Genomic DNA, 12,364 nt, shown 5'->3' with positions numbered 1-12,364 from the left:
CCCTTGCAGCAGAATGGTTCCCAGGCCCGGCGCCCGGGTGCGGTTCCAGCCATGGACCAGGCGCCGACGCTGCCCGGGCTGCGGCTCCTGCGACCCCTGGACCTGGGAGGCACCGCCGCCGTCTACCTGTACGAGCAGGAGGGGCTCAACCGACCTGTGGCGGTCAAGGCGGCCCTCCAAGGCAGCATGGACCAGCAGACCCATCAGCTCTTTCTGCGCGAGGCCAAGACCCTGGCCAAGCTCTCCACCCATCCCTGCATCCTGAGCATCCACCAGGCCCTGGTCAGCGATGACGGACGGGATTGCCTGGTGCTCGAATACGCTCCGGGCGGCAGCTGCAAGACCATCATGCTCAAGGGGGGCATGGACCAGGAAGGCGTGCTGGACCTGGGAGTGCGCATGGCTTCGGCCCTCTGCTGCGCCCATGAACGCGGGATCCTGCACCGGGACGTCAAACCCAGCAACTTTCTGATCACCGACCAGGGCCTGCCCGTCCTGGCCGACTTCGGCATCTCCTCGGGCATCTATGGAGGCGAACGGGCCGGTGGGCTTTCCATACCCTGGGCGGCCCCGGAGGTCCTGGCCAACCGCTCGGGAGGGTCCGAGGCCAGCGACATCTACTCCCTGGGCGCCTCGCTCTTCGGCATGCTGGCCGGCCGCTCCCCCTACGAATACGCCTACCGGGCCCGGGATGAGGATCACCTGGCACAGCTGATCCTGACAGCGGAAACCCCGGTTCTGCACATGGGTGAGGCCTCCCCTATGCTGGCTGCGGTTCTGGAGAAGGCCATGGCCCATGACCGGGACGACCGCTACTACTCGGCGCTGGAGTTCGGCCGCGCCCTGCAGGAGGTCCAGCAGCAGCTCTACGGCCATGCGACGCCCTTCATCGGCGAGGGAATCGCCCCCTATCCGCAGGGAGATGCACGCTCGCACGCCCATACCGGTGCCATGGCAGGCCGGACAAAAAGCAAGGAGTCCGTTCACTCCTGGACCGGGACTGGGGTCAGCTCAAAATCGTGCCTGCAACAAGACAGGGAGGCCGTCACTGACCATGAAGGCAGCCAGGTTAGGCGGTTTCCCGGCCGCCGCCGTGTGATTCTTCTGGCTCTGATCCTCGCTGCCGTCCTGGCCGTTGCCCTGGTCTGGGCCTTGGTTGTCGGCCTGCCGAACGGATCCGAGCGAGGTTCACAGCCGGCTGCAGGTTCCTCCCAGGTCCAATCCCAGCAGGCACAGTCCCCGGACCCGACGGATTCGAGCGACCCTCATGACCTGCAGGAGGGCTCAGTTCCCTCGCCCACCCAGGGTCAGGGCCGCTACCAGGGCACCACGGCAGTTTTCGCTTGGGCCAATCCCGACCCCAAACCTGGAGACAGCTATGTTTGGCATCCCCTGGACCAGAGCGGCACCGAAGATCGTGGCCGCAGCGTACAGACCCGACAGCCGACCGCCCGCATCGACGATCCGCAGGGGGGCCAGACCTGCATCAGCGTCACCCTGGTGCGGGCCGACCGGAGCATGTCCCAGGAACCGACCATCATCTGCGCCGTTCAGTGAACCCTCGGTGGATGAATTTTCACATTCGACCACCCCGACTTTCACAGACCGCCAAGACCCTGCAAACCAGCTAAAATCAGTCCTCAGAGAGAGCATTGACGGCGGTCCGGGACGAGTTAAGAAGCCAAGCCTGTGTGGCAGGACAGGAAAGGAACCCAGGGGATTATGGACTTGCAGGGACGATTCCTGCGGATGCGCCGGGCCGGGCTGCGCCTGCGGCATGCTCTGGCCGTCCGCGCCAGGAACCCTGCCGCCATCCTGGCCGTCACGCTGACGGCGCTGGTCCTGCTCGTCCTGGGCGTCTTATTCGTGCATGGGGTGGACCGCCGTGCAGTTCAGGTGGATGACGGCAGCATCTGGATCACCTCCCAGAACGAGCGCAAGGTAGCCCGGTTCAAGCCCGACATCGGAGAGGCGGACGTGGCCCTGTCGACGGGCACCGACCGCTTCGACCTGGCCCAGAGCGGATACGCGGTCATCCTGGGCCGGGAGGGAGGCATGGCTCCCATAGCGGCCTCCACCGCCACCCTGGGGGACACCACCCGGTCGGATGCCAGGGTTCAACGGATGGTCAACGGGCCCACTCTGGCCCTCTTCCAAGCACGGACCGGCAGAATCTGGGTGGGCAGGGCCGCTTCGCCGGGAGATCTGGACCCTCAGCGCCGAGATCCTGTGCTGACCCTAGGCTCCGGGGCCGCCGTCACTGTGGATGCCTCCGGGGCCGTCTACGCCTACCGGCCCTCGGACGGGGTCGTGTCAAGGATCGACGGACCGGACTCCCGGGCCCACCGTGAGCTGGACTCTCTGACGGACCACACTCCCGTCCGGGCCACTGCATTCAGCGTCATCAACGGAAGACCCGTCCTCTTGGCAGGCGACCGGCTCTACTGGCCCAAGGGATCCATCCGGATACCGCACCGGGGAGAACTGCAGCTCCAGTCCACTCCAGTGGATATGGACCGCCAGGGACCCTGGGTGGGCCTGACCGATCAGGAAAGCGTCCACCTGGTCGATCTGGATCACCCCCGGAATCAGGTTGAGACTCTAGGCACCGGCGGCAGCGGCCAACCCGCCCAGCCGGTATCCTCGGGCGGATGCCTTTGGACGGCCTGGGCCTCCTCGGGGAACAATTTCCTGCGGCTGTGCGCAACAGGGACAGCCGTACCGCGGGTCCGGTCACCGCAGCCGCGCCCCTCCACCCTGGAGGCCATCAGTCCCACCTCGGATCTGGTCTTCCGGGCCAACCACCGGAGGGTCATCCTCAACGACGTGCTGACTGGCGATGTCTGGAATCCTCGATCCTCCACCAAGGTGATTCGGCCGCAGTGGCAGACCATGGAGGTCAAGCACGCGGACAGGACCGATCAGCGTCAGGAATCGGCCGACAATCGCCAGCGGTTCGCGGCCACCTGTCGATCAGGATCCCAACCCATCCAGGCCGAGGACGACAGTCTGGGCATCCGGGCCGGTTCCAGAGCCCTGCTGGACCCCCTGCGCAACGATCGCCAGACGGACTGCTCGGTTCTGCGAATCGAGGATGCGCGCAGCTCGCAAGGCAACCTTCGCCTGACTCCGGTCATGAACGGCCGCTTCCTGCAGGTGGATGCCAGCGACGCACCTGTGGGACGGGCCCGAATCAACTACTCCATCACCGACGGACGCGGCCAGGTCTCCTCGGCTGGCATCGACCTCAGCATCGCCCCTGCCAAGATGGACCGAGGCGACCAGGCACCGGTCCAGAACGACACCCCTCCCGAATACGAAGTGGAGCAGGGCGCCACTACCACTGTCAACGCCCTGGCCGGCTTCGAGGATCCTGATGGGGATCCGCTGACCCTGGCCGGCGCCGAGTCCGTCAATTCGGATCGGATATCCCTGTCCACCAGGGCTGACGGACAGCTGACCATGAGCGCCGGGTCGGCCACCTCCGGTCGGCTGGCTGTCAAAGTCACTGTTTCGGACGGAGTCATGAGCGGTCAGGGACTGATCTACTTCACCGTCAAACCCGTCAATACCCTGGCACCACTGGTCGATCCGGTCATTCGCCAGGCCACTGCCGGCCGAGAGGCCACCGTGGACCTGAGCAGGAGCGTACACGCCAATGCCGCTCAGCCGCTCCGCCTGGTCCGGGTCGACAAACCCGATGGAATCCAGGTGGAGGTCAACGCCGAAAGCCTTTCCTTCACCGCCACCGCCGCCAACCCGGGCACCTATTATGTGCCCTATCGGGTGGCCCAGGGTGACCGGGAGACCCAGGGGCTGGTCAGGCTGGAGGTAGAACACGGCCAAGGCGGATCCGCGCTGCCGGTTCCTGTCAACGACGTAGCCCTGCTGGGGGCCGACCAGACCGCCATCGTCGATCCGCTTGACAACGACCTGGATCCCATGGGCGGAGTGCTGGCCCTGACCGATGTGCGCGTGGATCCGGACTCCGGCATCAAGGTCGGCATCGTGGACCACCGCCGGGTCTACCTGTCTGCCAGAAAAATCCCCACACGGCCGCTGAGCATCGCCTACACAGTTGCCAACGCCGATGGTACGGCTCAGGGGACCATCGTTCTGCAGCCCCCCTCCCTGAGCAGGGCGGCCTCGGCGCCTAAGGCCCCGAATCTGACGGTTGGGGTCCGCTCATCGGGCCTGGTCACGGTTTCGGTCATGGACAAGGTCGCTCACGCTGACGGGACCAGCGTCACCCTGGACCAGCAGCTGACTACGGATCAGCGGACCTTTGCAGGCTTGGCCTTCGTATCCGGGGACACGGTCAGATATCAGGCCAGCGAGCGCACCGGGGACTTCCCGGCCGCCTATACGGTCAGGGACGATCTGGGCAACGCGGCCTCGGGCACCATCACCTTCCGGGTGCATGCCTCCGACCCGGCCAGCAAACCCGCGCCTACACCCAAGGATTTGCGGGCCCAGGTGGCTGCCGGGACCAAGGTGCGCATCCCCGTCCCATTGACCGGCATCGACCAGGATGGAGACTGCGACACCCTGTCCGGCTTGGGCAACCAGGCGCCCAGGCTGGGCAGGATCGTCAAAGCCGGGGCCGACTACCTGATCTATGAGGCCTATCCCGACTCGCACGGCACCGACGAGTTCACCTACGCCGTGGAGGACTGGGTGGGGCAGCGTGCCCAGGCGCGCGTACGCATCGGGGTCTTCCCTGACTCGTCGGTGACCGGGGTCTTCGCCCGGGACGACAAGGTCAGGCTGCGGCCTGGGACCGTGGCCGATGTGCCGGTTCTGCTCAACGACATCTCCGGGGATGATGACTCCTTGAGTCTGGACCCCCACCTGGAGCGCCAGGGCCTGGACCAGGCCAGCGTGGAAAACGGCATGATCCGGCTGACCGCCCCCTCACAGCCGGGCACCTCCTACCTGGTCTACCGGGCACGCAACCGGGCGGGACTGAGCGACCAGGCCACCCTGACCGTGGTCTCGGATCCTCAAGCCCCCATCCAGCCGCCCATAGCCCAGGATTACCAGGTGGCTCCCGAGGACACGGTGGACAAGCGCAGCGTGGAGGTCAATCTGGACGACTCCATCAGCAATCCATCCGGCACCCTCGATGACCTGCGCCTTGGGATTCATCCTGGAGCCAGGGCCCACGCCAGGACCGCAGGCGAAGCCGGCTCCACCAAGCTGGTCATCGATCTGACCAACCAGGCCAGGGCTGTGCCCTACACCGTCACCAACACCCGGTACAAGATCACCTCAATGGCCTTTGTGAAGGTCCCCGCCTATGGGGTATTCCCCCCTGTCCTGAGGCCTCGGGCTCCGGCCCTCAAAGTGCGGGCTGGCCAGAGCATCACCATCGACATCGCCGATCAGGTCAGGGTGGGTGCAGGCAAGACCGCACGGATCACCTCCCGGCAGTCCGTTTCGGCCACCAAGTCCGACGGATCCGACCCCTATGTGGACGAGCACACCCTGAGATTCACCGCCGCCAAGGACTATGCCGGTCCAGCCTCACTGACCTTTGCCGTCCGTGACGGGGATCCGGGCGGTCAGGCCATCGTCAACGAGTCGGTGCTGACCCTGCCCATCACCGTGGTGGGCGGCAGAGCAGCCCCGCCGGTCCTCTCGGCACCGGTCATCGATCTGGTGGCCGGGGAGCCGGCACAGACCATATCCCTGCCTGCCATGACCCGTTGGCCCCAGGGAAGCGACCCGGCAGACAGCACCTTCTCCTCCGGGGATCCCCAGGGGCCGATCCATGCCAGGCTGAGCCCTCGGGGCCAACTGAACGTGTCCGCTGACAAGACCGCAACGCCTGGCACCAAGGCAACCCTGCCGGTGACCATTACCAGTTCATCCGGCGATGTACATACGGCCCTGGCCTTCCGTATCGTCGCCACCACCCGGCCCCTGGCTTCGGTTCCCTCACGCCAGGTGGGGCTCAAAGCCGGGCAGAGCCTGGAGCTGAACCTGTTCGACGGCGCCCTCAACCCCTTCCCCGACACTCCGCTGCGCTTGGTCGGCCTGGTCAGCGATGACGCCTCACGACTGACAGCCAGCAACCTGGGCGACGGGCGGATCGCCATCAAGGCCGATCGTGACATCGGCGCCTCCACCAACACCATTCTGGCCACGGTCGAGGATGGCAGCCGGGATCCGGGACGCCGGGTGAGCGCCACCATCACCGTGGGCATCATCGACCGCCCGCAGGCCCCCAGAATGCTGGCGGGCGCCGCCCAGGCCGGCGACGGAACGGTTCGCCTGGCCTGGGAGCCGGGCGCAGCCAACGGCAGTCCAGTGGACGAGTACCGGGTCTCCTACACCTCATCGGCAGGCTCGGGACAACGCTCCTGCGGCAATGCCGTCACCTGCCGGGTCGACGGGCTGGCCAACGGCCATGACTACTCCTTCACTGTCCAAGCACACAACCAGGTGGGCTGGTCCCCTGCCTCCTCGCCGGCGGCAGCCAGACCGGACGCGCTTCCCGGAGGCGTGCAGGCGCTGACCGTGGACGGGGGCAGCAAGGAAACTCTGACCGTCACCTGGCGCCCGCCAGAGAATCATGGCTCGCCCATCCAGGGCTATACGGTCCACGGCGAGGGTTCCGGCTGCGGTTCGCCACGATGGCGCGCGGCCACCGCCACCAAGGCGGTCTTCGATGTCAGCCATGACGAGGCAGGAGCCACCTGCACGGTGAGCGTGACTCCGGCCAATATGGCCGGATCCGGACCTGTGGCCTCAGCCTCTGGAGCCACCTGGTCGCATCCGGATTCCCCTGCATTCCAGACTCTGGAGTACCAGGGCAAGGACCAGGTCAAGCTGGTCCTTGCCCCCGGGGGCGAACACGGCCGGTCCTGCGCAGACATCCAGGTGAGCATCGATGGCCTCGACTCCGACAAGGCCTCCTGGACCCTGCCCTGCAACCAGCCGGAGGTCAGTGAAGTCATCACCCTGCCTGCTGGATCCGCCAAGCCAGGTGACACGCTGACCTTCCGGGCAGTCGCTCGCATCCGCGGGATGGGGTCCGAAGGCCATTCGCCTGCCGCCACCAAGGAGCTGACCCTGCCCAAGGAGACCGACAAGCCAAGAGACAAGACCCTTACCCGTCAGAGGTCCCCTCAGCAGACAAGGATGAATGACCATGGATGAACGAAACGCACAGGAACCCATCCAGCAGGACGGCACCATCCCGGATGACGCGACCAGGAGAAGTACCCCCAAAGCCGTCCGCGAGGAGGGCAGCGAGAGCCGACGGATCCCTGCCGACCGACTGGATGTACTCAAGCGGCAGCGCCAAGCCCTCATGGCCGGTCTGGGCCAGCAGGAATCCACTCCTGCGGTGAGCGATGACCGGACCCGGCCCGGTCGCATCCCTGTGTCTGCCAGACAAAGAACAAGCCGGGAGTCCGGAGCGGAATCCAGCCCATCTGACCGCACCATGATTGAAGACGGGACCATCCCCGGCCGCCAGCCGGTCCGTGACCTGTTCGCCCGGCCCTCATCAGCTCCTGCAAGGCCTGACCTTGTCGATGTCACTGATCAGTCCCGTCACCCCCAGCTGGAGAAGGCCTCGGCCCCCACGCACGCAGTCAGGACCGACGAACCCGGGGAGATGGAAGAGACAGAACGGGACAGGCGGTCTTCCACCGAAGCAGCGGATCGGGCAGCAGGCACCAGGCAGCAGAGGCGATCAGTCCAGACCGCAGGCAGCAGCCAGGCCGCCGTGGATGTGCCGACCTTCGCCAGCCTCTTCCGCTCCATCGTGGACAACGTCGGCCAGGCGGTGCTGGGCAAGGAGGAGACCATCGCCCTGTGCGTCACTGCCCTGATCGCGGGAGGCCATGTGCTCCTGGAAGACAATCCAGGCACCGGCAAGACCCAGCTGTCACGCGCCCTGGCTGCCTCCATCGCCGTGGACTGCAAGCGAATCCAGTTCACCCCCGACCTGCTGCCCTCTGATCTGCTGGGCGTGACCTTCTATGACCAGTCTCAAGGACGATTCTCCTTCCGGCCCGGGCCGGTCTTCGCCTCCCTGGTTCTGGCCGACGAGATCAACAGGGCCTCCCCCAAGACCCAATCGGCCCTGCTGGAGGTCATGGAGGAAGGCCAGGTGACCGTGGATGGCCGTACCTACCGCCTCCCCCGGCCATTCATGGTTATGGCCACCCAGAATCCCATCGAGCAGCTGGGCACCTATGCCCTGCCCGAGGCGCAGATGGACCGCTTTCTGATCCGCACCTCGCTTGGGGCGCCTGGGCACGATGCCAGCATGCGCATCCTTCAAGAGGCCGACATCCGCGACCGGGCAGGCCTGGTGGAACCGGTGGTCGACGCCGCCCAGGTGGAGGCCATGGCCGCCTGCGCCTCCAAGGTCTTCTGCGATTCCTCCATCATGGAATACGTCATCCACATCATCGAAGCCACACGGCACAGCCCCGCCATCCGGGTCGGCTCCTCCATCAGAGGCGGGCTGGCTCTGGTCCGTTGCGCCAGGATCCGGGCCTGTGCACAGGGCCGCGACTACGTGATCCCCGATGATGTCAAGGACCTGGTCGACCCCATCCTGGCCCACCGGCTGGTCCTGACCGCCCAGAGCAGGCTGGCGGACATGGATGAACACCAGGCGCTGGCCGAAGCCCTGGCCAAGGTCCCCGTCCCCACAGGAGAGCAGTGAGCCATGACCGCCTTCGCCAGCCGACCTGCCCCGAAAGCAAGACCGGCATCCTCGACGGGATCTAGACAGAGCCTGCGATCCCGGGCCGCCGGCCTATGGCAGTCGATCACCGCCCTGGGCCGGGCCATGGCTCTGGCCGCACTCCTGTGCGCTTTGGCCTTCGTCCCTACAGGCTGGCGTGAACTGCTGGCGGGCGCTCTGCTGGGCGCGGGCATGCTGCTGTTTGGGCTGCTGACGAGCCTGGGCAACCTGTCCTGCAACGCTGAAACGAGTCTGAACCAAGGCCATCTGGAGGTGGGTGGCCAGGCCGAGCTGGTCCTGGTTCTGACCAACCCAGGCAGCCGTTCCACCCGTCGCGGCCGAATCGGTCTGGCTCTAGACCAAGGAACGGTCATTGCGCCCCTGCCAGCCCTGTCCCCCGGCCAGAGTCACCAGATCCGCTTGAAGCTGGAAGCCAGGTCCCGTGGCGTGATTGACCTGGGCCCGGTGACCATGGAGGCCGGCGATCCGCTGGGGCTCATCCGTCGCCGCCGAATTCTGACCGGCGCCCGAAAACTCTATATCCATCCCCGCACGGTGGCCCTGCAGCCCCTCGAAGCCGGACTGGAACGCGACCTGGAGGGGAATCCTGGTTCTGGCATTGTCGACGACGATCTGGAATTTCATGCCCTGCGCCCCCACGTTCCGGGCGATGACATAAAACGGGTCCACTGGTTGTCCACTGCCCGGGCCGGCACCCTGATGGTCCGCCAGTACGAGCCCACCCTGCGCACCAGGACCGAACTGATCCTGGACGGCCAGGCCGCCTCCTACCGGAACGCGGATGAGTTCGAACTGGCGGTCGAAATCTATGCTTCCCTGGGCTGCCGATGCCTGCTTGACGGCCGTCGGCTGCAAGCGTTGGCTCCGGAACCGGACGATCCTGATGCCCATGGAACCACCCTGCCTACGGAGGATCCCCGAAGCTTTCTGGATGCCTGCAGCGCCATCCGCCCCCGTCAGGACAGCTACGACAAGCCCGACCTGGCCGAGGCTCCCGAGCGGACCAGTCTGACCATTTTGGTGACCGGTTCGCTGGGCGACCGCCAACCCTCAGCCCTGATGGACGGATCGGCCCAAAGCGCATCCCCGGTCATGCTGCTCGCTGCTGACTTGGGCGCCCATCCAAGCCTGCAGACGCAGCCGGGGTTGGTCAACGCTGTTTTGGGCAACAGGAAGGACCTTCCCATCCTCTTGGAGACCCAGCCATGAGCACATCAGCATCGTGGATGGACCAAGCCCAGAGGGAGCCTATCCGCCTGATCGACCGGGCTGGTCTGCAGTCCACTGTCGACCCGACCAGGCGCCGCTCCCCCATGATTCTGGTCGCCGCATTGGCTCCACTCGATCTGCTGGCCGGACTGCAGCTGCTGCCGGTCTATGGCAGCCTGCCCTTCTGGCTGACAGTGGGAGCCGCAGCATGTCTGGCCGGACTGTTGATCGCCATGCTCCCCCGCCGTGGCATTGCCACAGCCCTCCTGCAGCCTCTGCTGCTGATCGCAGCCCAGTTCCTGCTGGGCCCCATCCTCGCTCTGAACGGGACCACCCTGGCCCATGTCCTGCCCACCTGGGCAACCCTGGCACAAGGTTGGTCCGCCACCTTCGGCGCTTTCAAGACCCTGGCAGCCATCGATCCCCCACTCGGCCAGGAAGCAGGCGGACTGATGGCTCTGTGGACGCTGATGCTCTGGACCTGCTATCTGGCCGTGCTGCTGGCCCGCCATGGCCTGGGTCGCAACCTGGGACGGCCCGCGCACCCCGTGGCCGTCCTGACAGCCACGCTGCCCATCCTGGCCGCCATGGCTGTGTCAGCAGCCCTAGGCACCAGCAGGGGCCTCTACCCGGCATTGACGGGTGGCATCCTCTGGCTGCTCCTGCTGATCTGGTGCGCCAGCGGGCTGGGGCTGATCCGTCTGCAAGGGCTCGCATCCACTCTTCTGGCCTTGGCATTGACAGCTGGACTGATTTTCTCCGCTGGACTGCTGCCCGCCCCGACCCGGCTGGTCATTCGTGACCACTATCAGCCGCCCATGGACCCCTACCAGTTCACCAGCCCCTTGAGCGACTACCGGGCGTACATCAAACGCCACCGCGACGATACCCTGGTCACGGTCCGCAACCTGCCCGCTGGCACCCCGGTCCGTATGGCCGTCATGGACCGTTATGACGGCAAGGTCTGGAATCTGTCCGACTCCTCGGGCGCAGGAGCAGCCGACTACCGGCGCATCGGCGCCAAGATCCGCACGGAAAGGCAGCAGGAGCAGGCCCAAGACAGCGGACAGGCCGGACAGCCTTTTACCGCGACCTTCCTGATCCGGGAGGGGTTCGACCATGCCTGGTTGCCCTCCGCCGGACAAGTCGACGGCATCGATACGGATCAGGGCCTGCAACGCAAGGACCTCTACTTCAACAAGGCCACAGACACCGCACTGACCGATCAGCCCCTGCAGAAGGGGACCAGCTATTCGGTGCACGGCGTGGCCGAAGGCCGACCTGCAACCCGTCGTATAGCTGACAGCGATCCGGGAGATGCGCAGGTGCCTACCCTGGCGGATGCACCTGAGAGCCTGCCCAAGGCGGCTGCTTCCATGACCTCCATGCAGGTGCGCGGCGGCGCCAGGGCCCTGGCCATTGAGGAACGGCTGTACCGGGAGGGATGGTTCTCCCACGGTCTGGCAGGAGACTACCCGTCGCCCTCCGGCCATGGCGACTATCGGATCAATCAGCTCCTGCAAGGCCAGGCCATGGTGGGCGACAGCGAGCAATACGCCTCAGCCATGGCCCTCCTGGCCCGGCAGATGGGTCTGCCATCCCGGGTGGTCTTGGGATTCCTGCCCAAGAACCGTGACGGCTCCATCAGCCAGGCACGGACGAAGACCCAAGCGGACGGGAGCACCAGAATCGACTTCACCGGACGCGATGCCCAGGCCTGGGTGGAGGTCAGTCTGAAAGGACTGGGGTGGGTCCCCTTCTACCCCACGCCACCGGAGACCAAGATCCCGGACAAGTCCTTGGACTCCACGCCACCCAATCCGCGCACCCTGGTCCGCCAGCCGCCGCCCCCGCTGTTCGATCCTCCCCGCGACGACCGGGCCACCCAGGGTCGAACTACCGTCGGCGGACAGGAAGCATCGCGACAATCTTCACCCTCCTTCTGGAAACGGTACGGACCTTTGATAGCCAGAGTGACGCTCTGGACCATGCCGCTCTGGCTGCCGGCTCTCCTGGTTCTGGCCCTGCTGGCTGTCAAGGCTTGGCTACGCCGACGGGCCCGGTCGACCGGCGACCCGAAGACACGCATCCGCGCCGGCTGGCGACAGATCGGCAACCTGGGCAGACAGACCGGCCTGCCCCTGGAGGGCACCCGTAGCGAGCAGGCAGCTCTGATCGCCCAGACCCTGCTGGCTGACCCCCCAGGGTCCTCGTCGACTGGTCTGCGCCGGGATCTGGATCGACTGCGCAACATGGCCGATCAGGCCTCGTTCGACCGGCACCCTTCAGACGAGCAGGAGGCCGTAGACTGCTGGCAGCTGGTGGACAAGCTGCGATCCGCCATCCTGGCATCCCTGCCACGAACCCGACGCTGGCGGACCCTGCTTTCACCTAGGCACCTGCGCTGACCTATCTGCCACTATC

5 protein-coding genes are annotated in these 12,364 nt (G+C 66.1%); all 5 read left to right on the top strand.

Going from position 1 to position 12,364, the window contains the following annotated elements:
• Window positions 1–3 precede the first annotated feature (3 nt).
• Complete coding sequence (locus ACUIAG_RS08835) at window positions 4–1,557, top strand: serine/threonine protein kinase (RefSeq protein WP_445339710.1); 1,554 nt, start codon at window positions 4–6, stop codon at window positions 1,555–1,557.
• 165 nt (window positions 1,558–1,722) lie between these two features.
• A complete protein-coding gene (locus tag ACUIAG_RS08830) occupies window positions 1,723–7,164 on the top strand; it encodes an Ig-like domain-containing protein (RefSeq protein ID WP_445339709.1) in 5,442 nt (1,813 codons plus the stop codon).
• The gene (locus ACUIAG_RS08825) at window positions 7,157–8,689 is read left to right on the top strand and encodes an AAA family ATPase (protein ID WP_445339708.1); all 1,533 of its coding nucleotides are present in this window, start codon (window positions 7,157–7,159) and stop codon (window positions 8,687–8,689) included. Before ACUIAG_RS08830 ends, ACUIAG_RS08825 begins: the two co-directional genes overlap by 8 nt.
• Before the next feature lie 3 nt (window positions 8,690–8,692).
• Window positions 8,693–9,940, top strand: coding sequence for a DUF58 domain-containing protein (locus tag ACUIAG_RS08820; protein ID WP_445339707.1), 1,248 nt, complete (start codon window positions 8,693–8,695; stop codon window positions 9,938–9,940).
• Window positions 9,937–12,348 (top strand): DUF3488 and transglutaminase-like domain-containing protein, encoded by a 2,412-nt coding sequence (locus tag ACUIAG_RS08815; RefSeq protein WP_445339706.1) that lies wholly within the window; start codon window positions 9,937–9,939, stop codon window positions 12,346–12,348. Before ACUIAG_RS08820 ends, ACUIAG_RS08815 begins: the two co-directional genes overlap by 4 nt.
• Window positions 12,349–12,364: the final 16 nt, after the last annotated feature.

It is taken from the genome of Bifidobacterium sp. ESL0825, from assembly GCF_052606465.1.
This window is presented reverse-complemented; position numbering and strand designations above follow the sequence as displayed.

What these genes read in the sequence shown, in the direction of transcription:
- ACUIAG_RS08830 (WP_445339709.1), top strand. Translation starts at nt 1,723, where the DNA reads ATGGACTTGCAGGGACGATTCCTGCGGATGCGCCGGGCCGGGCTGCGC.
- ACUIAG_RS08825 (WP_445339708.1), top strand. Translation starts at nt 7,157, where the DNA reads ATGGATGAACGAAACGCACAGGAACCCATCCAGCAGGACGGCACCATC.
- ACUIAG_RS08820 (WP_445339707.1), top strand. Translation starts at nt 8,693, where the DNA reads ATGACCGCCTTCGCCAGCCGACCTGCCCCGAAAGCAAGACCGGCATCC.
- ACUIAG_RS08815 (WP_445339706.1), top strand. Translation starts at nt 9,937, where the DNA reads ATGAGCACATCAGCATCGTGGATGGACCAAGCCCAGAGGGAGCCTATC.